Origin of the sequence: Bradyrhizobium sp. Rc2d, from assembly GCF_900099855.1 — a bacterium.
Classification (GTDB): Bacteria; Pseudomonadota; Alphaproteobacteria; order Rhizobiales; family Xanthobacteraceae; genus Bradyrhizobium.
Genome location: NZ_FNCU01000037.1, coordinates 1 through 24,926 on the forward strand (window position 1 = coordinate 1; position 24,926 = coordinate 24,926).

Sequence of the window (24,926 nt, forward strand, 5' to 3'; positions counted from 1 at the left end):
TTCTTGTTGCGCTTGACGTAGGGCTTCACATAGGCCGGCGGCATCAACCGCACCTCGTGGCCATACCGGCCGATCACGCGCGCCCAATGATGAGCGCTGCCGCAAGCCTCCATGCCCACCAGGCACGGCGGCAACTGTGCGAAAAACTTCTCGACCGAGGCTCGCTTGAGCTGGCGCCTCACCACCACAGCTCCCGACGCGTCAATCCCGTGGACTTGAAAAACGTTCTTCGCCAGATCAACCCCAATCGTGCTAATCTTCGTCATGGACGGCTCCCTTTGTCTGGTTCGACTCAACATCACCAGTCTGGCACACCGATGCCGTTCGGGGGCCGTCCATCCCATCATTGCGAGCCGACGGGTCCGCGCGAAGCGCGGCCCGATGACAGGCTCCGCGAAGGAATCCAGACTGGCTCTGCGGCGGGACTCTGGATTGCTTCGCTTCGCTCGCAATGACGAAGAATGCGGCGACAGCAGCGCATCACAACGCACCGGCGAGCGTGCGGAGACAACCCCTCACCCGAGCGAGCTTGTGTCTCCTGGCGGTGCTGCCCTCTCCCGCAAGGGGAGAGGGCACTGCAATGCGCAGTCGCTCGCTATTAATGCGTGCCCGACCATATCTGAAAGCATCCGATCGCGATCTCGATCACGATCAGCACCACAATCGCGATTTCGAGGCGGAGCGAGCGCTGGGTGTCGATGATGTCGGTCAAGGCGTTAGCGGTCTCCGACACCGCTGTGAGCTTGCGCTCGAGCGTGTCGAGGCGCTCCTTCAGCTCATACTCGTCCTCGAGACGGGCGTAGAGCCGGTCGAGCTCGGGCTTCTCCCAGAGCACGTCGGGTTTCTCGGCGACAGCAACACGGCCCGCGACACGCTGTTGGACGAGAAGCGCATTGCCGATCAGCTGCAAAATACCCTTGCGCCGGCGCGGCGTACGGCCGCGCTCGGCGAGCTCCCGCGCAAACGGCTCGATCACGTCGAAGACCGCCGCGACGCGCCGCTCGTCGCGCGCCAGCGACGTGCTCTTGGCGAGCGCATCCGCGATCAGGAGCAGCCGGTCGTCGGAGAATTTGGCGAGGCAGATCGGCCCGCCCGGCTGGATCGCCTCGAGGTTCTCGTCCTTGCAGAGCTGCGCCTGCGCGGTCTCTTCCTCATGAGGACTGAACTCGCCGATCACCCGCGGCTTCAAGCTGTCGATCAGCACCTTCTCCTCCGAGGGCAGAAGTCCGATCAGCACCACGACGCCGTAGCGGAAAATCACGACAAGTCCGGCGTGGACGCGGAAGGCAGCCGGCGTCGAGGACACCAGCGTGCCGATCTCGAGGCCGGAGGCATTGATGCGGTCGCCCAGCATCAGCGCGCGAACCCGCAGGGTCGGCGCGGCGTCCTGCTTCGGCGTTGCTGCCGTCGCGTTGACGGCGAGTTGATCGGCATTCATGCAGAGCCTCCGTCAGCACCAATCAGCACCCAAGTCAGCACCCAAGTCGCACATCGTTCCCGTTCGACGGTTGGTTGCAGCCCATCCTCTCCTTGGACGGTTGCCCTGCGCTGCGCAATATCGTCGTCGGACTCCGGGTTAATACGGACCGGACGAGCTTGTGCCGAAATATTCGACCAAAATACCATCCCGCACGCGACACATTTGGCTGCGAGTTTACCATTGCATGCCGAAGCCCCGCCGAAAAGTTGCACTCGGCAACGCCACGTGTTTATGACAACATCATGAAAAGCTACGCTTCTTCCGAAGTGCAGATATTGAAGCTTCAATCATGCTGAGCGTCATCATTCCGACCGAAGGCGTCGAGCAGACGGCAGTCGCAACGCTGGCCGCGCTCGTCCCCGGCGCCGCGGCCGGCATCATCCGGGAAGTGCTCCTGGTCGACGGCACCCGCAATGGCGTCATCGAGCGCGTCGCCGACGTCGCAGGCTGCCGCTTCATCGGCTTCGAGGGCTCTTCGCAAGGGGCCGCGCGCGCCGCCGGCGCGCTTCAGGCCCGTTCGCCGTGGCTGATGTTCCTCCCCGCCGGCGCGGTGCTGGAAACCGGCTGGATCGAGGAGACCACTCAGTTCATCCAGGCCGTCTCAAGCAGCGGCCGCGATCGAGCGGCAGTGTTTCGCTATGCGCGCTCACCCTACGCCGACACCGGGCTCGGCGACATCTTCCGCGCCGTGGCGCGCAAGCTCGTCGGTCCCCTCGGCGATCAGGGGCTTTTGATCGCGCGTGATCATTACGATCGGATCGGCGGCTACCCGCCGCAGGCCCGCCGTTCCGAGGCAAAGCTGCTCCGGCGGCTCGGCCGCTCGTCCCGGACCATGCTGCGCAGCCGGATCGTCATGGTCGGCTGAAGCCACCAAATACTTGCCAAAGTCAAGTAATTGTTTGACAATGGCAAGTATCGAGGTGACCCATGTCCTTTGAAGCTACCGACGACCACATCGCAGCGGTCCGCGCCTTCAACCGCTTCTATACCCGCAAGCTTGGTGTGCTCGACCAGCACCTTGGAAAAAGCCCGTTTTCGCTCAGCGAGGCCCGGGTCCTCTATGAACTCGCGCATCGCGACGACCTGGCAGCCAAAGAGATCGGAAACGAGCTTGGTCTCGACCCCGGCTATCTCAGCCGCATCGTGCAAAGCTTCGACGAAAAGGGGCTGATCACGCGAAGACCCCTGCCCGCAGATCGCAGGCAATACCAGCTCAGCCTCACCGCCAAGGGCCGCCAGGCCTTCGCCAAGCTGAACCTAGGCTCGCAAAACGACGTTGCCGCCATGCTCGCTCAGCTCTCGGCCAGCGATGCAACGCGGCTCACGCAGGCGATGGCGACCATCGAGGCTGTGCTGGAGCAACGTCGAAGCCCGCCCGCGGCTTTCATGCTGCGCAGCCATCGCGTCGGCGACATGGGCTGGGTCATCTCCCGACAGGGCGCCGCCTACGCCGCGGATTACAACTGGGATATCAGCTACGAGGCGCTGGTCGCCGAGATCTGTGCACAGTTCATCAGGAACTACGACGCCGCGCGCGAGCACTGCTGGATCGCGGAAGTAGGTGGCGAGCCGGTCGGCTCGATCTTTCTGGTCAAGGCCACGGATGAGATCGCCAAGCTGCGCCTCTTGCAGGTGGAGAAGAAAGCGCGGGGGCTCGGTATCGGCCGCGCGCTGGTCGAGCAATGCATCCAAGGCGCACGCGAAAGGGGCTACAGCAAGATGACGCTGTGGACGCAGAGCATCCTCGTCGCCGCGCGCGGCATCTATCAAAGTGCAGGCTTCAAGCTCGTGACGGAAGAGAAACACCACAGCTTCGGTGTCGATCTGGTCGGCGAGACCTGGGAGCGGGATCTCTGACGAGCTTGCTGCGGAAGAAATGCACGTTGCGGCGAGATGCACGTTGATGTGCCCTCTCCCCTTGCGGGAGAGGGCGGCGACGCTGGCAGACACAGACTCGCTTGGGTGAGGGGTATGTCTCCGAACTCTCCGTGCCGATAGAGACCCCTCACCCGTCTCGCCGCTACCGCGGCGATCCACCCTCTCCCGCAAGGGGAGAGGGGAAGAGGTCCGCGCCTAGCTCAGCGGAGAGAGCGTCAAAGCAACCGCAATCACACCGTCGCGCCTTGCGCCTTCGGTCTCCGCAGATGCTCATCCAGCCTTGGCATGATCTCGACGAAATTGCAGGGCCGCGTGCGGTAGTCGAGCTGGGCAGCCAAGATGCCGTCCCAGCCGTCGCGGCAGGCGCCGGGCGAACCTGGCAGGCAGAAGATGTAGGTTGCGCCCGCGACGCCCGCAGTGGCGCGGCTCTGGATCGTCGACGCGCCGATCTTGGCGTGGCTCAGCATATGGAACGCGATCGAGAAACCATCCATGCGCTTCTCGAACAGCGGCTCGATCGCCTCCGGCGTGACGTCGCGCCCGGTGAAGCCGGTGCCGCCGGTGGTGATGACGACGTCGATGCCGGCATCCGCGATCCAGCGGCGGATCACGTTGCGGATCGCCTCGACGTCGTCGGTGACGATCTCACGCGCGGCGAGCTTATGGCCGGCAGCCAGGAGACGGTCGGCCAGCGTCTGGCCCGACTTGTCGTCGGCGAGGACTCGCGTGTCTGATACGGTGAGCACCGCGATGTTGAGCGGGATGAATTGCTTTGTCTCGTCGATGGAGGCCATTGTATCGCACCTTCTATCCCGCCCAGCGCCGTCCTGAGAAGGATGGACCACGGGCTCCGCCATCCTTCGAGGCTCGCCGAAGCGGCGAGCACCTCAGGATGACGCCACTACTTCTGAATCCTCAGAAGCGCAACCGCGCAACATAATTCGTGCCGCGCTGCGTCCGGGGCACGAAGCCTTCGTTACAACGCCCCGGCGCCGAACGTGTTGCAGGCCTGCACCGAGCCCTGCTGGTAGCCGGTCATGAACCACTGCTTGCGTTGCGCCGCCGAGCCATGGGTGAAGGAATCGGGCACGACGCGGCCCGTCGCCTGGCGCTGGAGCGTATCGTCGCCGATCGCGCTCGCCGTGGTCAGCGCGGCGTCGATGTCGCCGGGCTCCAGGAAGTTCGGGCGCTTCTTGGCCTCGCGGTTGACCCAGACGCCGGACAGGCAGTCGGCCTGCAATTCCACCTTCACCTGAAGCGCATTCGCCTCGGCCTTGCTGCCGGCCTGCTGCTGCAGCCGCGTCACGCGCGGAATGATGCCGAGCAGGTTCTGGATGTGATGGCCGGCCTCATGCGCAATGATGTAGGCGGTGGTGAAGTTACAGGCGGACTTGCCGGAGCAGCCGCGGAAGCGCGTCTCAACCTCTCGGAAGAAGCCGGTGTCGAGGAAGATGGTGCGATCCGGCGGACAATAGAACGGCCCCATCGCCGATTGCGCCATGCCGCAGCGACCGCCATTGGTGGCGTTGCGGAACAGTACGATCTTCGGACCGGTATAGGACTGGCCGCTGGCCTGGAAGATCTCGCTCCAGCGATCGTCGATCTCGCCGAGAATGCCGGAGATCATGCTGCCCATCTCGTCGGTCGGTGCGCCGCGCTTACCGGAGGAGGCCTGGCGGTCGGTCTGGTAGGTCGGCGCATGGCCGCCGCCGGTGAGGATCTCGGCACCGCCGATCAGGATGCGCGGGTCGATGCCGAAGGCGTAGCCGACCAGGCCGAGGATGATGATGGTGCCGATGCCGAGCCCGCCGCCGCCCATCGGCAGCCCGAACCCGCCTCCTCCGCCGCCGCCAAACCCACCACCTTCGTCGCGACGATCCTCGATGTCGTCGCTGCGGCGGAAGTCATCGTAACGCATGGCGGCCTTTCCCCTGGGGGTCCCTGGTATCGTCGGCTTCGTCGGGCGCATGAGCGCCAAGCTCAACGCGCCACACAGGTAAAATTTCCGTTGCGTTTATCAATATCGTGGTCGGCAAAAATTGCCTAGTGCGACACCATGCCGATGCCAGCAATTTTTTCCGAGGGTCGAGCAATTTTTTCCGAGAGAAATTTGGATCTTTTCTGAAGCCTCGACTGCTCGCGTGAGGCGAAGAAGCACGAAATGCACTGTAAAACGCGGCGAATGCGCGCAACGTCCCGCACACGAGGCGCGATGCGGAGGCTGCTCACGAAAGCGGCGGGTTAAGTCGATTTTTACTTTGCCGCTTCAATGTAACGGTCAGTCGGTTGTTTGGTCCCGCGTCGCCGACAGCGTCGCCTGAGTCAGAGTTCTTGAGTCATGGTAGAGTCGCGTCGCGGGGCGTCTGCAAGGGCGCCCCGCACAAATTTTGAGTCCCCTTCGCATCGCATCATCCTCGGCGATTGCGTCGCCGAGATGTCGAAGCTTCAGGCCGGTTCGGTCGACCTCGTGTTCGCCGATCCGCCCTACAATCTTCAGCTCAAGGGCGATCTCAAGCGTCCCGACGAATCCCATGTCGATGCCGTCGACGACGAATGGGACAAGTTCGATTCGTTCTCAGCCTATGACGATTTCACCCGCGCCTGGCTGCTTGCCGCCCGCCGCGCGATGAAGCCGTCGGCGACGATCTGGGTGATCGGCTCCTATCACAACATCTTCCGCGTCGGCGCCATCATGCAGGACCTCGGCTTCTGGCTCCTGAACGACATCGTCTGGCGCAAGACCAACCCGATGCCGAATTTCCGCGGCCGCCGTTTCACCAACGCGCACGAGACCATGATCTGGGCCGCGCGCGACGAGAAGGCCAGGGGCTACACGTTCAACTACGAGGCCCTGAAAGCCGCGAACGAGGACGTGCAGGCGCGTTCCGACTGGCTGATCCCGCTCTGTACCGGCGAGGAGCGCCTCAAGGGTGCCGACGGCAAGAAAGTTCATCCGACGCAGAAGCCGGAGGGCCTGCTCGCGCGTGTGCTGCTGTCCTCATCCAAGCCCGGCGATCTCGTGATCGATCCTTTCAACGGCACCGGTACCACCGGCGCGGTCGCAAAGCGTCTCGGCCGCTCCTATATCGGCTTCGAGCGTGACAAGACCTATGCGAAGGCAGCCGAAGCCCGCATCGCGGCGGTCGAGCCGCTGCCGGAACAGAGCCTCGCCCCATTTATGACCGCGCGCGAGGCGCCGCGGGTCGCGTTCTCCGAGCTGATCGAGCGCGGCATGATCATGCCCGGCACGAAACTGTTCGACTCTAAGAAGAAGCTCGGCGCTCTCGTGCGCGCCGACGGCGCCATCATGTTCGGCGACAAGGTCGGCTCGATCCACCGCATCGGCGCCGTGGCGCAAGGCTCGGCCGCCTGCAACGGCTGGACCTTCTGGCACGTCGAGACCAAGAAAGGTCTCAAGCTGATCGACGAGCTGCGCGCGGAGATCCGCGCCGGCATGGCGGCGGAGTAATCCGATCGTGATCTCGTAGGGTGGGCAAAGCGAAGCGTGCCCACCATCTTGAATGCCGTCTAGGACCCGGTGGGCACGGCGCTTCGCGCCTTTGCCCACCCTACGGCTTCTTGAAAGCCGCCCCCGCCAGGACTAGATTCGCCCGATCAGTCTCGTCCCGACCGGTCCTCCCATGCGACGACAGTCCGAGACATTGCTGCTGGTGCCGCTGCTGCCGATCTTCCTGCTCGGCATGTTTCCGATGTTCCTGATCGCGCTCTTGGGATTTTTCGGCCTCGCCTTGTTCGGCGTGCTTGTGGTCTGCGTCGGGCTCGCCAGCAGCAACGAGGCCCACGACAATTTCAATCACGACGTCATCGTGCACGGTTACGCGCGCGGAACGGAGCGCAAGGCGCGGGCGTCCGATATGCATCTCGCCACGCGACTCGGCCTGCGCCTGGAAGCGGTCGGCGCGGCGATGATCATTACGGCGGCGATCGGTCTTTGTTACGCCGCCTGATCTGCGCTGCGCGCAGATACCGCCCGGCAAACTCGCCGGTTGCGCTTCCGAAAGGTTCGGGCAAGACAAGCGGCCTCGCTGCAATGATGCTGCGCTCGCTCTCGGCAACAACCCCCTGGGGAGATGATCGATGCTCAAGTTCTATTTCAACGGATCGCCGAACCCGACCAAGGTCGCGCTTTATCTCGAAGAGTCCGGCCTGCCCTTCGAGCCGGTCGCGGTCGACACCCGCAAGGGCGAGCAGTTCTCGTCGGAGTTCCTCAAGATCAATCCGAACGGCAAGGTGCCGGCGATCGATGACAATGGCACCATCGTGTTCGACTCGAACGCCATCCTGCTCTATCTCGCCGAGAAGACCGGAAAATTCCTGCCTGCCGCCAGCGTGCGCGGCGAGACGCTGTCGTGGCTGATGTTCATCGCGACCGGCGTCGGGCCCTATTCGGGTCAGGCCGTGCACTTCAAGCATTTTGCGCCGAAGGACCAGAACCACGACTACGCCCATAACCGCTACCAGTACGAGACCGATCGCCACTACAGGGTTCTCGACGGTCACCTCAAAGGCCGCCGCTACATGGTCGGCGACGACTATTCGATCGTCGACATGGCGCTGTGGGGCTGGGCGCGGATGGTGCCGTTCAAGCTCGGCGACGACGCCTTCGCGCGATACCCGAACGTGAAGCGACTGGTGGACGAGATCTCGGCGCGGCCCGCGGCGGCGCGCGCGATCGCCTTGAAGGACAAGTTCACCTTCAAGGCCGAGATGGATGAGGAGGCGAGAGCCAACATGTTCAAGCACATGAAAACGAAAGCGGCCTGATCGCGCCACGCCGCTCTTGGAGGCCACGCGCATGCGCGTGGCCTCTTGCTTTTAAAGCTCAGGCGGCGTGAACCGTCTCCAGGAACCTGGCGACTTCGACCTTCAAGCGGTTGCTGTCGGCTGACAGCGAGCGCGCCGCCGAGAGCACCTGCGATGAGGCCGAGCCGGTCTCGGAGGCCCCGCGCTGCACGTCGCCGATATTGGTCGAGACGCGCTGGGTCCCGTGAGCGGCCTGCTGCACGTTGCGCGAGATTTCCTGCGTGGCGGCGCCCTGCTCTTCCACGGCGGCGGCGACCGCTGAGGAAATCTCCGACAGCCGCTCGATGGTGCCGCTGATCTCCCTGATGGCGCCAACCGATTGCTCGGTGGCGGCCTGGATGTTGGCGATCTGCTGGCCGATCTCGCCGGTCGCCCTCGCCGTCTGCTCCGCGAGCGCCTTGACCTCGGAGGCGACCACGGCAAAGCCGCGGCCGGCTTCGCCCGCGCGCGCGGCCTCAATAGTGGCATTGAGCGCGAGGAGATTGGTCTGGCCGGCGATGGTGCTGATCAGCTCGACCACGTCGCCGATCCGGGCGGCCGCCTTGGAGAGTTCGCCGACGCGGTCATTGGTCCTGCTGGCCTGCCCGACGGCCTCGCCCGCAATCCGCGCGGATTCCTGCACCTGGCGGGCGATCTCGCTCACCGAGGAGGACAGCTCCTCGGTGGCCGAGGCGACCGCCTGCACGTTGGCGGTGGCTTCCTGCGACGCGGATGCCACTTCGGTCGACAGATCCTGGGCCCGCGAGGCGGTCGTGGTCAGCGTGCCGGCGGAGGCTTCCAGCTCGTTCGACGCCGACGACACGGTGTTGACGATCTCGCCGACAGCCTGCTCGAATTGGTCGGCGAGCCTGACCATGTCTTTCTTGCGGCTCTCGGCCTGCCGCGCCTCGAGCTCGGCCTGCTCGGCGCGCATGCGCTCGGTGTCGATCATGTTGTCCTTGAACACCTGGATCGCCTTGGCCATGTCGCCGGTCTCGTCGGCCTTCCCGCGCCCGGGAATCTCGATCTCTAGATCACCGCCGGCAAGCCGCCCCATCGCACGCGTCATCGAGGTCAGGGGACCGACGATGCTACGGGCGATCAGGAAGGCGACGATGCCGCCGAACAGGATGGCGAGACCGCCGGCGATCTCCTGAACGGTCGTCGTGCCGGCGATCACGGCTGCGGCATGGTTGCGCGATTCCTGATAGTCCTTCTTCAGCGTCGTTTCTGCGGCCTTGAGTTTGCCGATGCTCTCGACGATGAGGGGCGCGAGGTTCTTGTGATAGATCTCATCGGCCTGAAGCATCGCGGCCGATGTGGTCTCGAACGCGGATTTGTAGATTCCAAGTGAGGTCTTCACCGGCGCGAGCGTGGCGCGCAAGTCCGCGGCCTGCGGGCTTTTCTCGATCGCTGCGAGCCGTTGCGCAGCCCTGTCCACACTCGCCCTGAAATTCGCCGGTCCCTGCGCGTCGCGCAGGGCCAGGAAACGCCAGTTTGCGACCCGGACAAGGAGGATCCTGGATTCGAGGTCGGCGACCAGGGCCGCGGTGTCTTCATCGGCGGCGGCGCGCGCCGCATCGACCAGCTTGCCCATCTTGACGGCCAGCTCCTCCCCGCTCGGCAGCAGCGTCGCCTTGCCCGTTCTCGCCTCGTTGACGGCATCCCCGAGATTGTCACGCAGGCGTCGCATCTTGGCGATGTCGCCGATGAGGCCGTTGTAGAGCGCTCGCCGCTCCTCCGAGAGCGTGCCCTTCGCCCCGACCTGCAACAGCTCGGTCGCCGCGGTCTCCCGCTCTTGCGCCTCTTTCATCGCGGGTTCGTTGGCGTCGTAGACGTAACGCAGATTGGCGCGCTGGATCGCCTGAAGATGGGTCGATATCTCCAGCACCCGCGCCGTGCTGTCCGAGAGCGCGGATTGTCTTGCGACCTGATCCTGCACCGCCCGCAAATTCCAGACGGCGACCACCGCCATCACCAGACCGACCGCCACGAGGGCCATGAAGCCTGCGTACAGGCGTCCCCTGATCCGCAAACGAAACTTCGGCATTCCCACTGTCCACCCAGATGCATTTCACTTCGAGCGGCCGAACGATTCCGGCGATCGTCACCGGCCACCCCGGCAGCCGCGTGTCGCGTCTTTGCGACTCACGCTGCACCGCGACACAATGGGGGACACTCGTTAATTGAACCTTCCAATTGTTCGCGCAGTGCCGCGGCAGCGCCGACAAAACCTGCTGATTTTGTCGGCAGTTGCTCCCGCTCCCTACTTCCGCCGGACAGGCTTCTCCAACTCGTACGCAATCTCCGCCCGGGTCATCCCACAGTCCTGCAGCTCCCGTTCGGTCATGGCGGCGAGCTGACACCGTGCCCGAGACCGCTCGCGTCTGATCCGGATCATCTCGACCAGCGCCTGCCAGGCCCGCACGATCATCACGGGCTCTGACGGACGAGATCGGCCGACGGACGTGACGCGGCTCAAGTTCGTCAGCTCGCAGCCCCCGCGCCCGCTTGCGGAAAAGGACCGAGCGCCCTCTCGGTCAGGACCGAGTCGCAATATTCCCGGATCTCCTTGATCTTGCCGTCCTCCAGGCGAAACACGAGACAATAGTCGTTGTCGTAACGGACGCCTTCGGGCGTGACGTTGTCGCCCTTGGCTTCCACCACGACGATGTCGCCATCGGCAATGAAGCGGTGGGCGACCGTACGCGTGCGGTCACGCAGGCGGGTGCGGACATAGCCGTGCAGATCGTTGAGGATCGCCTCCTTGCCCGCAAAGGTGCGCGACCAGGAATACTGGCCGGTCACGACCCATTTGGCATCGTCGGCAAGGCTCGCGGCGAACAGCGCACGATCGCGCGCGGCGGGATCAGGGTTGGCGGCAGCGGCAAAGATATCCTGCATCAGTTTCTTGTTGGCGCTCGCGCTCATGGCGGCATCTCCGTTTGGTGGCAACACAGAGAACATCGCCGCTCAACGAGAATTCTTCAAATCGATAGCGGATATGATATCTATTCATCTCATGAATTTGAATTCGCTTGACCTCAACCTGCTGACCGCCCTCGACGCACTGCTGCGCGAGGCCAATGTCAGCCGCGCCGCACTTCGGATCGGCCTGTCGCAGCCGGCGGCGAGCCATGCGCTCCAGCGCCTGCGCGACATCTTTGGCGATCCGCTCCTGGTGCGCACCGGCGCGCGGATGGAGCTGACGCCCCGGGCCGAGGCGCTCCGCGCCCCGCTGGCCCACGCGCTCGACCAGGTGCGCGGGTTGTTCGTGCCGGAGGATTTCGACGCGGCGCGCAGCGAACGGCAATTTCGCCTGATGATGCCGGATCTGGCGGTCGAGCTGTTGATGCCGCCGTTGATGGAGAAGGTGACGCGCCTTGCGCCCAACGTCCGCATCGAAATCGTGCCGTGGCGGGGATCTGCGATCTTCCACGCCGAGTTCGCCCGCACCATCGACCTCGTGATCTCGATCGGCAACGCCTTCAAGGGCTTTCACCGCCAGCTGCTTTACACCGACAGCGACGCGCTGGCGGTGCGGCGCGGCCATCCGATGGCTGCGAAGCTGACGCGGCGCGAAACGTTCCTGGCCGCGCGCCATGTCGGCGTCATCATCCGCGGCAGCGCTGAGGACCTGATCGACACCTGGCTGCGCAGCAAGGGCATCGAGCGGCACATCTCATTGGTGGTGGCAGGCTATCTCGAAGCGCTGCACGTCGCCGCCCGCACCGACCTCGTCGCCTTCGTGCCACGCCGGCTGATCGCGGCGCTGTCGAAGCAGCTCGGCCTCGTCACTGTGACGCCGCCGCTCGACCCCGGGATCGACGAGCAGTTCATGTTCCATCCGACGCGCGCGCAGATGGACCCCGGCTCGATCTGGCTGCGGCGGCTGATGCTGGCGACGGGACGGGAGTTGGAGCAAGCCAAGCGCAAGCTCTCGTAGGGTGGGCAAAGCAAAGAGTGCCCACCGCTCTATATTGCAATCGTGGGAAGATGGTGGGCACGGCACTTCGCGCCTTTGCCCACCCTACAAGCGCTCTTACGCCTTCTGCGCGTCCATCACCTTGCGGACCGCGGGCCGATCCGACATGCGCTTGAAATGATCTGCGATCTTCGGCGTCGCATTGATGTCGACGCTGTCGCCTTCGAGCCAGGTCGAAAGCGTATAGAGATAGGGATCGCAGATCGTGAACTGCTCACCCATCACCCAGGGTCCCTTGAACATCTTCTGCTCGATCAGGGAGAAGCAGGCGCCCATTGTCTTCGGGACCATCGCCTTCATGTCGGCGAACGAGCTCTCCTGCGTCGCCCAGCGCGCGCCGCGCATCTTGTGGGCATGGTTGATGTGCACGGTCGAGCAGAGATAGGAGTTGAACGACTGCACCTGGGCGAAATCGAAGGGATCGTCGAGCGGCGCGAGCTTCGCTTTGGGAAAGGTCTGCGCGATATAAGCCAGCATCGCCGGCGTCTCGGTCAGGATCCCGCGATCGGTCACCAGGGCCGGCACGCGGCCCTTCGGGTTGATCGCGAGATAGTCCGGACTGTTCTGCTGGTTGTCCTTGAAGCTCAGCCGCTCGGCCGTGTAGTCGGCGCCAACCTCCTCCAGGGTGATGTAGGTGGCGAGCGCGCAGGTGCCGGTGGCGTAATAGAGCTTGAGCATGTCGGACCTCCTAGGAAAGCTGGAAATTAGCGGCTGTCGGCCGTCAGGTCCATAGCACGAGCCCCTCTTCGCAGTTGCCCATCGCCGCCCGCCTATGCCAAGACGCCCGCAGTCGGAGGGGTTTTGTCATGACGGTACTCATCGCCGGTGGCGGCATCGGCGGGCTGACGCTTGCGCTCAGCCTGCACGGAATCGGCGTTCCCGTAAAAGTGTTCGAGAGCGTCGCGGAATTAAAGCCGCTTGGCGTCGGCATCAACGTGCTGCCGCATGCGGTGCGCGAGCTGATCGAGCTCGGACTGATGGACAAGCTGGATGCCAGCGGCGTGCGCACCCGCGAGCTCGCCTATTTCTCCAAGCACGGCAAGCCGATCTGGAGCGAGCCGCGCGGGCTGGAGGCCGGCTACAAATGGCCGCAATTCTCGATCCATCGCGGCACGCTCCAGCAGCTCCTGCTCGACACTGCGGTCGAGCGGCTCGGCCGCGAGAACATTCTCACCAGCCATCATCTGACCGGCTGGACCGAGACGGCGGGAGGCGTGCGCGCCGATTTCATCGACAAGGCGACCGGCAGGGCTGCGGGGACGTACGACGGCGCGATCCTGATCGCCGCCGACGGCATCCATTCCGCCGCGCGCGAAAAGCTGTACCCGGGCGAAGGCGCGCCGATCTGGAACGGCCGCATCCTCTGGCGCGGCGTCACGCCTGCGAAGGCCTTCCTCAGCGGCCGCACCATGATCATGGCCGGTCACGAGATCCTGAAATTCGTCTGCTACCCGATCTCGAAAGAGCCGGATGCGGCGGGCAATCACCTCATCAATTGGGTGGCCGAGCGCCACATGCCGCCAACCTATCAATGGCGCCGCGAGGACTATAACCGCACCGCGCGGCTGGAGGAGTTTCTGCCCTGGTTCGAGAGCTGGCAGTTCGACTGGCTCGACGTGCCCGGCCTGATCAAGAACTGCCCGCACGCCTATGAATATCCGCTGGTCGACCGCGATCCGGTGTCGCAATGGACGTTTGGCCGCATCACGCTGATGGGCGATGCCGCACATCCGATGTACCCGATCGGATCGAACGGCGCCTCGCAGGCGATTCTCGATGCCCGTGTCATCACGCGCGAAATCCTGGCGCATGGACCGACGGAAGCCGCGCTGCTCGCCTATGAGGCCGAGCGGCGGCCCGCGACCACCGACCTCGTCCTGCTCAACCGCAAGAACGGCCCCGAGCAGGTGATGCAGCTGGTCGAGGAGCGCGCACCCGATGGCTTTGAGGTCGTCACCGACGTGCTGTCGCAGCAGGAGCTGGAAGACATCGCCGCCAACTACAAGCGCGTCGCGGGCTTCCAGGTGGAAGCGCTGAATGCGAAGCCAGCGATCGTGGGTAAGGATGCGAGGCGAGTGAGTTAGCCCATCATTTCGCTGCGGGCTCCTCTTCACCTCGCCCCGCTTGCGGGGAGAGGTCGGATTGCATCGAAGATGCAATCCGGGTGAGGGGGTACAGGTCTCTCGACAATCTCCCGTGTGGAGAGAAGCCCCTCACCCCAACCCTCTCCCCGTAAGAACGGGGCGAGGGAGTGAGAGAGCGGTGCACACCTCACTTCACCACCCTCGCCGCCTCCAGCAGCCGCTCGCTGGCGCTCGCCGTCGCCAGCACGGTGCCGTCCTCCGCCATCAGCTTGCCCTCGACGAACGCAATGGTCTTGCCGAGCTGCGTCACCCTGGCCTCGCCGATGATCGGGCCGGGCTTTGCGGGGCTGAGGAAATTCACGGTCATGCTGATAGTGGTGGTGTAGAGCCGGCCCTCGCTCATCACCAGCACGGCCGGGCCCATCGTGTCGTCGAGCATGGCCGAGAGCATGCCGCCCTGGATGAAGCCTGCTGGATTGCAGAACTCCGGCTTGCCCTCGAAGCCGAGCTTGATCCAGCCCTCCTGCGGGCGGGCATCGAGCAGGCGCCAGCCCAATAGCTCGGCACAGGGCGGCTTTCGAAAGTTGTCCAGCGCAGTCTTGACCATACGAACCTCCGTTGCCGTCGAAGGGGATAACGCAGGCCTGCTGCCAGCATGATGTCAGCAGGGTGGGCGCTAGAGATCCAATCCATGCGCGATCACCTTGCGCATGAGGTTGGGGAGCGCTTCGCCGGCAAGCGTGGCGATCGGCACCCAGCGCATGCCCTCGGGCGCGCGGGTGCGGACCTCCGCCTTCGCCGTGTAGACGATCAGCTCCAGCGGAAAATGCGTGAAGACGTGGGTGACGACGCCCACCTTGCGCTGCCAGCGCGTCAGCCCCTTCAGCTCCGGCGCCTGCAGCTTCGCCGCCGCATCGTCCTGGCCGGCGAGCCAATCCGAGCCGGGGACTTCGGTCATGCCGCCGAGCAGGCCCTTTTCCGGTCTTGAGCGGACGAGCAGCTCATCGCCGCGCGTGACGACGAAGGCAGCGCCGCGGCGGAGCGTTCCGCTCTTCTTCGGCGCCTTGCGCGGAAATGTTTCCTGCGTGCCCTGCGCACGCGCGATGCAATCCTCGCTCAGCGGACACAGCGAGCAGGCCGGCTTCTTCGGCGTGCAGATCGAGGCGCCGAGGTCCATCAGCGCCTGCGCGCTGTCGCCGGCCCGGGAGTCCGCCAGCAGCGTCGCGGCCAGCTGCTGGATCAGCGGCTTTGCTTGCGGCAGCTCTTCCTCGACCGCGAACAGGCGCGAGACCATCCGTTCGATATTGCCGTCGACCGGCATGGTGCGGCGGTCGAACGCGATCGCCGCAATCGCAGCCGCGGTGTACGGCCCGATGCCCGGCAGCGCGCGCAGGCCTTCCTCGGTGTCGGGAAAGAGGCCGCCATGCTCGCGCGTCACCGCGACCGCGCAGGCGTGGAGGTTGCGTGCCCGCGAGTAGTAGCCGAGCCCGGCCCACATCCGCAGCACGTCGTCGAGCGAGGCCCGGCCCAGCGCCGTGACGTCAGGCCAGCGCGCGACGAATTTTTCGAAGTAAGGCCCGACCGCCTTCACCGTCGTTTGCTGGAGCATGATCTCCGACAGCCAGACGCGGTAAGGGTCCGATGCCTCGCCGGGCGCAGCCCGCCAGGGCAGTCGGCGGCGGTGGCGGTCGTACCAGGCGAGCAGCAATGCAGGACGAACCGAGGTGTTCGCCGTCGTGCCTCGTTCCTTCTTGCGCGCGGTCGTGGAGGACATTCGCCTTTACTAAATGAGGATTCCGCGTGTGGCCAGCGCGACCGGACCGTTGCGCGCTATAACGCCTTGCGTTATACACAAGCATGATCCAGAGCTTCGCCGACTCCGAGACAGAGTTGATCTGGTCCGGGCGACGAAGCAGGAAACTGCCGCCCGACATTCAAAATGCAGCCTTGAGAAAACTGCGTTTGTTGAATCAAGCGCGGGTGTTGGCGGACCTCAGGGTTCCCCCGGGCAACCGGCTCGAAGCCCTGAAGGCCGACCGGCAAGGTCAGCATTCGATCCGGATCAATGATCAGTGGCGCATCTGCTTTGTTTGGGAGGACGGAGGACCAAGAGATGTCGAAATCGTCGACTACCACGGCTAGGAACGGGCTCCTCCGCAATCCTCATCCGGGCGAAATCCTGCTTGAGGAGTTCTTGAAACCGATGGATATCAGCCAGAACGCGTTGGCGCGCGCCGTTCATGTGCCGCCACGGCGGATCAACGAGATCGTCCTGGGCAAACGTGACATCACGGCTGACACCGACCTGCGGCTCGCCCGCTATTTTGGTTTGTCGGAGGGCTTTTTCCTGGGACTCCAGATGGATTACGATCTGATGCAGCGGCGGCGCGAGATCGACCGCGACCTCAAGGCCATCCGTCCCCGCGCGGCAGCGTAGTTCTGGCCCGATGTCCAAATTCCCTCCCAAGCCCGGTCCCATCAGCGCCAAGCCGCTGTCGCTCCTGCTCAACGACGTCTTTGCCGAGGCCTATGCCAAGCAGGGTTTTGCGGCGCGCGAGCTGGTGACGCGGTGGGCGGAGATCGCCGGGCCGGAGTTCGCGGCCCATGCCGAGCCCTTGAAGATGCAATGGCCGCGGCCGGTGGAGGGCCAGCCGCAGGAGCCGGCGACGCTGGTGCTGCGGGTCGAAGGGCCGATGGCGCTGGAGATCCAGCATTCGGCCGATGTGATCCTGGAACGGGTCAACCGCTTCTTCGGCTGGAGCGCGGTCGGCAAGCTGGCCTTCCGCCAGGCCCCCCTGTCGCGCGCCCGGCGGCGGGTGCGGCCCGGCCCGCCGGATCCCAAAGCGGTGGCCACGGTGGCGGAGAGCCTGGGCGATATCGAAGATGAACAACTCAAGACCGCGCTGGCGCGGCTCGGGGCCGCCATCAAGCGAAATTGAGCCTTATTCCGCCGCTAATCTGGACCCTGACTTGCCGCTCGCCATTGCCTCAAACGACGTTTCAAGCTAGCGACAGGCCGCCCGAGCGGGAACTCGATAGACCCCTGGGGCGACACCTTGCCAATCCGGGAGCCGACCTTGATCATCACCCGCCGCGCCTTCACCACGATGCTGTCGCTGACCGGGCTTGCCGCGCTCGCCGGGCTCTCGCCGCTGCGGTTCATCTCCGAGGCCATGATCCCTGAAGCAATGGCGCAATCCGCCGCGGATGTGGCCAAGCCGGTGTCGTTGCCCGACATGGCGCTCGGCCCGAAGGATGCCGCCGTCACCATCACCGAATACGCCTCGATGACCTGCCCGCACTGCGCGGCCTTCAACGAGCAGGTGTTCCCCAAGATCAAGAAGGAATACATCGACACCGGCAAGGTGCGTTACATCTTCCGCGAGTTCCCGCTCGACATCAAAGCCGCCGCCGGCTCGATGCTGTCGCGCTGCATCGCCAAGGACGACGCGCCGAAATATTTCGCCGTCACCGACATGCTGTTCCGCCAGCAGAGCGACTGGGTGATGAAGAACACCACCGAGACCCTGACGCGGATCGGCAAGCAGGCCGGCCTCACCCAGCAGCAGGTCGAGGCCTGCCTGAAGGACCAGTCGCTGCTCGACAAGATCGCCGCGGACCAGAAATACGCCAGCGACGTTCTGAAGGTGGATTCGACGCCGACCTTCTTCATCAACGGCGAGAAGATCAAGGGCGAGGCCTCGTTCGAGGAGTTCGCCAAGAAGATCAATCCGCTGCTGAAGAGCTGATTCGCAACGCCACAATCCTGATTCGCGCATCTAAAGCCGTATCATTCCCGGCATAAATCCCTTGGGAAAAACGGCTTTCGCCGGTTGCCCTCGCGGCGCACCGCGGCCATTGTCCGCCGCACGAGCCGCCTCGCGCGACTCGCCCAGACAGCGACAACGCCTTCCATGGTATTGTCCCGGCAGGGGATTTGCGCCTGCCAACAGAGATGCGTGCTTATGAAAATCACCCGCCTGCGCCTTCACGGTTTCAAGTCCTTCGTTGAGCCCACGGACTTCGTTATCGAGCCCGGCCTGACCGGCGTGGTCGGACCCAATGGCTGCGGCAAGTCGAATCTCGTCGAGGCGCTGCGCTGGGCGATGGGTGAGACCTCGTACAAGTCGCTGCGCGCCGCCGACATGGACGCGGTGATCTTCGCCGGCTCCGGCAACCGTCCCGCACGCAACCACGCCGAAGTGACGATGACGATCGACAATGCCGATCGCACCGCGCCGGCGGCGATGAACGACAGCCAGCTTCTGGAAATCTCCCGCCGCATCGAGCGTGAGGCCGGCTCGGTCTATCGCATCAACGGCCGCGACGTGCGTGCCCGCGACGTGCAGATCCTGTTCGCCGACGCCGCCACCGGCGCGCGCTCGCCGGCGCTCGTCCACCAGGGCAAGATCGGCGAAATCATCCAGGCCAAGCCCGAGCAGCGCCGCCGCGTGCTGGAAGACGCCGCCGGTGTCGCCGGCCTGCACGCCCGCCGTCACGAGGCCGAGCTGCGGCTGAAGGCGGCCGAAACCAACCTCACCCGCGTCGAGGACGTGATCGGCCAGCTCTCCGGCCAGATGGAAGGCCTGAAGAAGCAGGCCCGCCAGGCCGTGCGCTACCGCGAGGTCGCGGCCAAGGTGCGCAAGGCCGAAGCCACGCTGTTCCACCTGCGCTGGATCGGCGCCCACGTCGACGTCAACGAGTCCGGCCAGACGCATGATCTCGCGGTCCGCGAGATGGCCGAGCGCACCCAGCACCAGGCCGAAGCCGCCCGCATCCAAGCCATTCGCGCCGCCGAGATGCCGGCGCTGCGCGATGCCGAAGCGCGCGCCGCGGCCGGGCTGCAGCGCCTCACCAATGCCCGCGAGCAGCTCGACCGCGAGGAAGAGCGCGCCAAGGAGCGCGTCGCCGAGCTCGAGCGCCGTCTCGCCCAGTTCGAGGGCGACATCTCGCGCGCCCAGCAGCAGACCATGGACGCCGATGTCGCGCTGCAGCGCCTTGACACTGAGGACGCCGAGCTGAAGGAAGAGATCAAGTCGCGCGTCGAGAAGCGCTCCGGCGTCGACGAGCGCGTCGCGGAAGCCGAGGCGGTGCTGACCGAAACCGAGCAGCGCTTCGCCGAGCTCACCACCGCGCTCGCCGACCTCACCGCCAAGCGCAACCAGCTTGAAGCCAATGTCCGCACCCATCGCGACAAGCTCGCCCGGCTCGACCAGGAGATCGCGAGTGTCGCGGCGGAAGAGCAGAAGCTTGCGCAGGAGACCGGCGGCTTCGGCGATCTCGACGAGCTGACCGCCCTGGTCGAGACCGCGGAGCAGACGCTGGCAGCTTCCGAAGCCGCAGCGCAGGCGAGCGAAGCCGCCCATGTCGCCGCGCGGCAGACGCTGGAATCCTCGCGCTCGCCGCTGGTCGAAGCCGACAAGCGCGTGCAGCGGCTCGAGACCGAGGCGCGCACGATCTCCAAGATCGTCAACGGCGAGACCAAGAATCTGTGGCCGCCGATCATCGACGGCATCACCGTCGACAAGGGTTTTGAGAAGGCCATCGGCGCTGCGCTCGGCGACGACCTCGACGCGCCGGTCGATCCGTCGGCGCCGATGCGCTGGACCAATGCCGGCGTCACCGACGGCGATCCGGAGCTGCCCGAAGGCGTCGTGCCGCTCGCCAACCACGTGCAGGCGCCCGCCGAGCTGGCGCGACGCCTGGCGCAGATCGGCGTGGTGCCGCGCGAGCGCGGCGCCGAGCTGGTCTCGCAGCTCAAGACCGGCCAACGGCTGGTCTCGCCCGAGGGCGACGTCTGGCGCTGGGACGGCTTTGTCGCTGCGGCCCACGCACCGACCGGCGCCGCGCGGCGGCTTGCCGAACGCGCCCGCCTCGTCGACATCGAGAACGAGCTGGAGCAGGCCCGCATCGACGCGCAGATCAAGCGCCAGGCGCTGGAGAACGCCGAGTCCGAACTGCAGATGGCGGCCAGCACCGAAGGCGCCAGCCGCGAAGCCTGGCGTGCCGCGCAGCGCGAGCTCAACGTCGCCCGCGAGCGCCACGCTGGTGCCGAGCGCGAGATCAGCCGCCACGCCGCACGCAAGGCGACGCTGTCGGAAGCGCACAGCCGCCTCGCCGCCGACCGCGCCGAGGCCGAGGCCGCCTACGAATACGCCGAGGCCGGCATCTCCGAGCTGCCGTCGAGCGAGGACACCGAGACCCGTCTCGCCGCCGTCCGCAGCGACATCGAAGCCCATCGCCGCATCGCCGCCCAGGTCCGCGCCGAGGCGCAGGCGCTGGCCCGCGAGGCGGAGCTCGCCGACCGCCGCGTGCAGGCGATCCTGGCCGAGCGCACCGAGTGGCAGAACCGCAAGGAGAGCGCGGCCTCCCACATCGATACCATCCAGGCCCGCATCGCCGAACTGACGATCGAGCGCAGCGAGCTCGAAAACGCACCGGCCGTGTTCGCCGAGAAGCGCAGCGCGCTGATCACCGAGATCGAATACGCCGAGAACGATCGCCGCATGGCCGCCGACGCGCTCGCCACCGCGGAATCCGCGATGGCCGAGACCGACCGCGTCGCGAAGCTGACGTTAGAGGCGCTCTCCAGCGCCCGCGAGGCCACCGCCCGCGCCGAGGAGCGCATGGAAAGCGCGCGGCGCCGGCTCGAGGACATCGAGCGCGAGATCCGCGACATGCTCGAAGTCGAGCCGCAGGCCGTCGCCGGCCTTGCCGAGATCGAGCCGGGCGCCGAGCTGCCGCCGCTGCACGACATCGAAGAAGACCTCGAAAAGATGCGCCGCGACCGCGAGCGCCTGGGCGCAGTCAACCTGCGCGCCGAGGAAGAGCTGCGCGAGGTCGAGACCCAGCACACCGGCCTCGTCACCGAGCGCGACGACTTGGTCGAGGCCATCAAGCGGCTGCGCCAAGGCATCCAGAGCCTCAACAAGGAAGCGCGCGAGCGGCTCCTGACCTCGTTCGAGATCGTCAACAACCACTTCAAGCGCCTGTTCGTCGAGCTGTTCGGCGGCGGCGAGGCCGCGCTGCACCTGATCGAGAGCGACGACCCGCTGGAAGCCGGTCTCGAAATCATCGCCAAGCCGCCGGGCAAGAAGCCGCAGACGCTGTCCCTGCTCTCGGGCGGCGAGCAGGCGCTGACCGCGATGGCGCTGATCTTTGCGGTGTTCCTCACCAACCCCTCGCCGATCTGCGTGCTGGACGAAGTCGACGCACCGCTCGACGACCACAACGTCGAACGGTACTGCAACCTGCTGCACGAGATGACCGGCTCGACCGACACGCGCTTCATCATCATCACGCACAATCCGATCACGATGGCACGGATGAACCGGCTGTTCGGCGTCACCATGGCCGAGCGCGGCGTCTCGCAGCTGGTGTCGGTGAGCCTCGCAGAGGCCGTGGACATTCTCGACCAGAACGTGGCGTGATATCTCTGCCGTCATTCCGGGGCTCGCAAAGCAAGAACCCGGAATCTCGCGCCACAACCATTGACGTCATCATCCGCCTTGTGTGCAAATTGCGCACTGGAGCGGATGATCCAGTACGCCGCGGCATCTCGGTCGAACGGCACTGTCTCGGAGTACTGGATGCCCCGCCTGCGCCGGGCATGACCGCGGAAGATGATCGCACCCACCCTCCCCGCCGAACTCAAAGCCGCCCTCGACGCCAAGCTCCAGGGCTTCTCGCGCACCGACGCCGCACAACGATCGCAGAAAATCTCGACCACCTATCGCGCCGGCGGCGGCTCCGGCACGATCAAGTCGGAGGCCGATGCCCTCGCCTACGCGCTGGCGCGCATGCCGGCGACCTACGCGGCCGTCGCCGCAAGCCTGAATGCGCTGACCGAGATCGCGCCGGGCTTCGCACCGGAAACATTACTGGACGTCGGCGCTGGTCCGGGCACCGCCAGCTGGGCCGCTGCCGAGGCGTTTCCTTCGCTGCAAGACTTCACCCTACTCGACGCCAACGCCTCCCTGAGCCGGCTGGCGCTCGAACTGGCACGGGACAGCACGCGGCTGGCGGAGTGCCGCTATCTGCCAGGGGATGCCGGCGGTAACCTCGCCGAGGCCTCGCAAGCCGATCTCGTCGTTGCCAGCTACATCATCGGCGAGCTCAACGAAGGCGACCAGCGCAAGCTCGCGGACGCGATGTGGGCGAAAGCGCGCCACGCGCTGGTGGTGATCGAGCCCGGTACGCCAGCCGGCTACGCGCGCATCCTCGCCCTGCGCCAGCAGCTGATCGCGGCAGGCGCCTACGTCGCCGCACCCTGCCCACACGAAAAACCGTGCCCGCTCATCGCGCCCGACTGGTGCCATTTCAGCCAACGCCTGCCGCGCTCGCAGGCGCACCGGCAGATCAAGGGCGCCGAGGTGCCATTCGAGGACGAGCGCTTCATCTACGTCGCCCTGACCCGCACGCCGCCTAGAAGCCGCGCCGCGCGCGTGCTGGCGCCGCCTGATGTCGGCAAGGCCGAGATCAATGCAAAGCTCTGTACCGAGGCTGGGGTCGCGCTGGCGAAAGTCCCACGACGCGACAAGCCCGCCTATGCGGACGCCCGGCGCTGGCGCTGGGGCGATGCGATCATGTCCGAAAGTTAACCTCGTCCGGCACTTTGGCCTTGAACTTGGGTGGTTCCTGATCCGACCAAGCCTTACCTCCCCTCTGCGCCGGGCTCTCGCTTCGCGCCAATTTGGTCTACCCTAGCGCCCGCCTTCTTCCCCCTTCAGGAGTTCTCCATGTCGACCGGCTGGATCGTTCTCGGCGTCATCGTCGTCCTCGTGCTGTTCGCCTTCAGCGCCTACAACCGCCTGGTGGCGCTGAGCCAGCGCGTCGGCCAGGCCTTTGCCGACATCGACGTGCAGCTCAAGCAGCGCCACGACCTGATCCCGAACCTGGTCGAGACCGTGAAGGGCTATGCCTCGCATGAGCGCGGCACGCTCGACGACGTCATCAAGGCGCGCAATTCGGCAATGTCGGCGCAGGGACCGGCGCAGGTATCCGCGGCCGAGAACCAGCTGTCCGGCGCGCTCGGCCGGCTGATCGCGCTGTCGGAAGCCTATCCCGACCTCAAGGCCAACGCCAATTTCCAGCAGCTGGCATCCGAACTCTCCGACCTCGAGAACAAGATCGCGGCGAGCCGCCGCTTCTTCAACAATGCGGTCCAGGAATATAACACCGGCATCCAGCAGATGCCCGCCGCGCTGTTCGCCGGCATGTTCGGCTTCACGAGGAAGGAGTTCTTCGATCTCGGCACCAGCCGCACCGAGGTCGAGGCGGCGCCGCAGGTGAAGTTCTGATTTGAGCCGATAGGTCGGCAGGGCACCCGCGTCATGGCCGCGTATGGTCTCTACACGCACATCGCCTCGAACAAGTTTCGTTCGATGCTGCTGCTCGCCGGCCTGTTCATGCTGGTCTACGTGCTGGTCTATGCCGGCGCGCTGGTGGCCGAAGTCGTCATCAACGGCAATGGCACGGTGGCCTACTATCTGAGCCGCGCCTTCGCCGACCTGCTCAAGGCCGCACCGTTCGCGACCATGGCGGCGATCGCCTGGATCGCGATCGCTTATTTCTTCCACCAGTCGATGATCGACGCCGTGACCGGCGGCCACGACGTCACGCGGCAGGAGGAGCCGCGGCTCTACAACCTGCTCGAAAACCTCTGCATCTCGCGCGGCATCACCATGCCGAAGCTGAAGATCATGGAGAGCCCGGCGCTGAACGCGTTCGCGACCGGCCTCAATCCGCGGCAATATTCCATCACCGTCACCACCGGTCTCCTCGATGCGCTGAACGACAAGGAGATCGAGGCAGTGCTGGGCCACGAGCTGACCCACATCAAGAATGGCGACGTGCAGCTCATGGTGGTCGCCGTCATCATCGCCGGCGTGGTCGGCTTCTTCGGCGAATTGTTCTTCCGCCTGTTCACGAGCTTTGACTGGAGCCCCAGCTCCGGCGGCTCGTGGTCCTCAGGCTCCTCCTCGTCGTCGCGGTCGTCCTCGTCGTCGAGCGACAGCAAGAGCTCCGGCGGCGGCGCAATCATCGTGATCATCATCGCGGTCGTGCTGATCGTGCTGGCCTGGCTGCTGTCGCAGGTGGTCAAGCTCGCGCTGTCGCGGTCGCGCGAATATCTCGCCGACGCCGGCTCGGTCGAGCTGACGAAAGACCCCGACGCCATGATCTCGGCGCTGCGCAAGATCGAGGGCCGCGGCGAGCTGCCGGGCGCGACCTCGGCGGTGATGGAGCTCTGCGTCGACAACCCGCGCGAGGGCTTTGCCGATCTGTTCGCGACCCATCCCTCGGTGCAGTCCCGGGTCGACGCGCTGGTCAAGTTTGGCGGCGGCCGCGACCCAGGTCCCCTGCCGACGCTCGCGGAGGAGACGGAAGAGCCGGGGGCGCAAGCCGACCGGCAGGACGCCCCGCCGCCGCTGCGCCATGGCCCGTGGGATGACGCCGACGGATCGGCCCGCCCGCCGCCCGTATCCGCACCCGCACCCAGTCCCTCCGGAACCGCCCCCAGCACCCCGGCGGGCAATCCAATGGGTAATTCTATGGGTAACTCCACCGGTCCTTGGGGCCGCCATTGAGCACCTGATTCCCGCCACACGCGGCGAGTTTCACCGTGATTGGGAAAAACCTCGGGAATTGCCGTAACTGGGGTCTACGGAATTGAATTCTCCCTTGTTTCTGCCATGTT

The 24,926-nt window shown here is 65.4% G+C and carries 24 protein-coding genes and 1 pseudogene; 15 read left to right on the forward strand and 10 right to left on the reverse strand.

What is annotated here, in order from left to right:
* Both BLV07_RS32675 and BLV07_RS32680 read right to left on the reverse strand, forming a co-directional pair.
* Positions 1–266: pseudogene (locus BLV07_RS32675) on the reverse strand (IS110 family transposase); the annotation flags it as partial.
* Positions 267–598: 332 nt separating this feature from the next.
* On the reverse strand, positions 599–1,438 hold the full coding sequence (locus BLV07_RS32680; protein WP_091894177.1) for an RMD1 family protein: 840 nt from the start codon (positions 1,436–1,438) through the stop codon (positions 599–601).
* 331 nt (positions 1,439–1,769) lie between these two features.
* On the opposite strand from BLV07_RS32680, the gene BLV07_RS32685 reads away from it, so the two are divergent.
* Positions 1,770–2,345 (forward strand): glycosyltransferase family protein, encoded by a 576-nt coding sequence (locus BLV07_RS32685; protein WP_091894180.1) that lies wholly within the window; start codon positions 1,770–1,772, stop codon positions 2,343–2,345.
* A 62-nt stretch (positions 2,346–2,407) separates the two neighbouring features.
* Positions 2,408–3,337 carry a bifunctional helix-turn-helix transcriptional regulator/GNAT family N-acetyltransferase gene (locus BLV07_RS32690; protein WP_091894182.1) on the forward strand — a complete coding sequence of 310 codons (930 nt, stop codon included), beginning with the start codon at positions 2,408–2,410 and terminating at the stop codon, positions 3,335–3,337.
* Positions 3,338–3,588: 251 nt separating this feature from the next.
* Here BLV07_RS32690 and moaB read toward each other — a convergent pair whose 3' ends face one another.
* Both moaB and ypfJ read right to left on the reverse strand, forming a co-directional pair.
* The gene (moaB, locus tag BLV07_RS32695) at positions 3,589–4,152 is read right to left on the reverse strand and encodes a molybdenum cofactor biosynthesis protein B (RefSeq protein WP_091894184.1); all 564 of its coding nucleotides are present in this window, start codon (positions 4,150–4,152) and stop codon (positions 3,589–3,591) included.
* 182 nt (positions 4,153–4,334) lie between these two features.
* Positions 4,335–5,276, reverse strand: coding sequence for a KPN_02809 family neutral zinc metallopeptidase (ypfJ, locus tag BLV07_RS32700; RefSeq protein WP_091894186.1), 942 nt, complete (start codon positions 5,274–5,276; stop codon positions 4,335–4,337).
* A 420-nt stretch (positions 5,277–5,696) separates the two neighbouring features.
* Here ypfJ and BLV07_RS32705 point away from each other — a divergent pair, with 420 nt between their 5' ends.
* From BLV07_RS32705 to BLV07_RS32715, 3 genes are all read left to right on the forward strand, one after another.
* Positions 5,697–6,827 (forward strand): site-specific DNA-methyltransferase, encoded by a 1,131-nt coding sequence (locus BLV07_RS32705; protein ID WP_091894188.1) that lies wholly within the window; start codon positions 5,697–5,699, stop codon positions 6,825–6,827.
* Positions 6,828–6,999: 172 nt separating this feature from the next.
* Positions 7,000–7,326 carry a hypothetical protein gene (locus tag BLV07_RS32710; protein ID WP_091894190.1) on the forward strand — a complete coding sequence of 109 codons (327 nt, stop codon included), beginning with the start codon at positions 7,000–7,002 and terminating at the stop codon, positions 7,324–7,326.
* Between the two features lie 130 nt (positions 7,327–7,456).
* Positions 7,457–8,143 carry a glutathione S-transferase family protein gene (locus BLV07_RS32715; protein ID WP_091894192.1) on the forward strand — a complete coding sequence of 229 codons (687 nt, stop codon included), beginning with the start codon at positions 7,457–7,459 and terminating at the stop codon, positions 8,141–8,143.
* Between the two features lie 58 nt (positions 8,144–8,201).
* On the opposite strand, the gene BLV07_RS32720 is transcribed toward BLV07_RS32715, so the two are convergent.
* The 3 genes from BLV07_RS32720 to BLV07_RS32730 form a co-directional block, all read right to left on the reverse strand.
* On the reverse strand, positions 8,202–10,211 hold the full coding sequence (locus BLV07_RS32720) for a HAMP domain-containing methyl-accepting chemotaxis protein (RefSeq protein WP_176945910.1): 2,010 nt from the start codon (positions 10,209–10,211) through the stop codon (positions 8,202–8,204).
* A 216-nt stretch (positions 10,212–10,427) separates the two neighbouring features.
* Positions 10,428–10,595, reverse strand: coding sequence for a YjiS-like domain-containing protein (locus BLV07_RS49805; protein ID WP_091894196.1), 168 nt, complete (start codon positions 10,593–10,595; stop codon positions 10,428–10,430).
* 53 nt (positions 10,596–10,648) lie between these two features.
* Positions 10,649–11,092, reverse strand: coding sequence for a nuclear transport factor 2 family protein (locus BLV07_RS32730; protein WP_176945911.1), 444 nt, complete (start codon positions 11,090–11,092; stop codon positions 10,649–10,651).
* 91 nt (positions 11,093–11,183) lie between these two features.
* Here BLV07_RS32730 and BLV07_RS32735 point away from each other — a divergent pair, with 91 nt between their 5' ends.
* Positions 11,184–12,107 carry a LysR family transcriptional regulator gene (locus BLV07_RS32735; protein ID WP_091894200.1) on the forward strand — a complete coding sequence of 308 codons (924 nt, stop codon included), beginning with the start codon at positions 11,184–11,186 and terminating at the stop codon, positions 12,105–12,107.
* Between the two features lie 96 nt (positions 12,108–12,203).
* On the opposite strand, the gene BLV07_RS32740 is transcribed toward BLV07_RS32735, so the two are convergent.
* Positions 12,204–12,824, reverse strand: coding sequence for a glutathione S-transferase family protein (locus tag BLV07_RS32740; protein ID WP_091894202.1), 621 nt, complete (start codon positions 12,822–12,824; stop codon positions 12,204–12,206).
* Positions 12,825–12,952: 128 nt separating this feature from the next.
* Here BLV07_RS32740 and BLV07_RS32745 point away from each other — a divergent pair, with 128 nt between their 5' ends.
* Entirely contained in the window at positions 12,953–14,230 is a 1,278-nt protein-coding gene (locus BLV07_RS32745) for a flavin-dependent oxidoreductase (protein ID WP_091894205.1), read from the forward strand.
* Positions 14,231–14,417: 187 nt separating this feature from the next.
* Here BLV07_RS32745 and BLV07_RS32750 read toward each other — a convergent pair whose 3' ends face one another.
* On the reverse strand, positions 14,418–14,837 hold the full coding sequence (locus BLV07_RS32750; RefSeq protein ID WP_091894207.1) for a PaaI family thioesterase: 420 nt from the start codon (positions 14,835–14,837) through the stop codon (positions 14,418–14,420).
* 69 nt (positions 14,838–14,906) lie between these two features.
* Complete coding sequence (gene mutY / locus BLV07_RS32755) at positions 14,907–16,004, reverse strand: A/G-specific adenine glycosylase (protein ID WP_091894210.1); 1,098 nt, start codon at positions 16,002–16,004, stop codon at positions 14,907–14,909.
* A gap of 83 nt (positions 16,005–16,087) precedes the next feature.
* On the opposite strand from mutY, the gene BLV07_RS32760 reads away from it, so the two are divergent.
* The 8 genes from BLV07_RS32760 (at position 16,088) to BLV07_RS32795 (ending at position 24,816) form a co-directional block, all read left to right on the forward strand.
* On the forward strand, positions 16,088–16,372 hold the full coding sequence (locus BLV07_RS32760) for a type II toxin-antitoxin system RelE/ParE family toxin (RefSeq protein ID WP_091894212.1): 285 nt from the start codon (positions 16,088–16,090) through the stop codon (positions 16,370–16,372).
* Positions 16,344–16,667 (forward strand): HigA family addiction module antitoxin, encoded by a 324-nt coding sequence (locus tag BLV07_RS32765; protein WP_091894214.1) that lies wholly within the window; start codon positions 16,344–16,346, stop codon positions 16,665–16,667. The genes BLV07_RS32760 and BLV07_RS32765 overlap by 29 nt, the downstream gene beginning before the upstream one ends.
* A gap of 10 nt (positions 16,668–16,677) precedes the next feature.
* The gene (locus BLV07_RS32770) at positions 16,678–17,169 is read left to right on the forward strand and encodes a DUF721 domain-containing protein (RefSeq protein ID WP_091894216.1); all 492 of its coding nucleotides are present in this window, start codon (positions 16,678–16,680) and stop codon (positions 17,167–17,169) included.
* A gap of 138 nt (positions 17,170–17,307) precedes the next feature.
* Positions 17,308–17,979: a DsbA family protein gene (locus BLV07_RS32775; RefSeq protein WP_091894218.1), complete on the forward strand. Its 672-nt coding sequence runs from the start codon at positions 17,308–17,310 to the stop codon at positions 17,977–17,979.
* Positions 17,980–18,195: 216 nt separating this feature from the next.
* The gene (gene smc / locus BLV07_RS32780) at positions 18,196–21,660 is read left to right on the forward strand and encodes a chromosome segregation protein SMC (protein ID WP_091894220.1); all 3,465 of its coding nucleotides are present in this window, start codon (positions 18,196–18,198) and stop codon (positions 21,658–21,660) included.
* Between the two features lie 192 nt (positions 21,661–21,852).
* A complete protein-coding gene (locus tag BLV07_RS32785; RefSeq protein WP_091894222.1) occupies positions 21,853–22,830 on the forward strand; it encodes a small ribosomal subunit Rsm22 family protein in 978 nt (325 codons plus the stop codon).
* A 138-nt stretch (positions 22,831–22,968) separates the two neighbouring features.
* Positions 22,969–23,529, forward strand: a complete 561-nt coding sequence (locus BLV07_RS32790) for a LemA family protein (RefSeq protein ID WP_091894224.1) — start codon at positions 22,969–22,971, stop codon at positions 23,527–23,529.
* Between the two features lie 33 nt (positions 23,530–23,562).
* Positions 23,563–24,816, forward strand: coding sequence for a M48 family metallopeptidase (locus BLV07_RS32795; RefSeq protein WP_091894226.1), 1,254 nt, complete (start codon positions 23,563–23,565; stop codon positions 24,814–24,816).
* Positions 24,817–24,926: the final 110 nt, after the last annotated feature.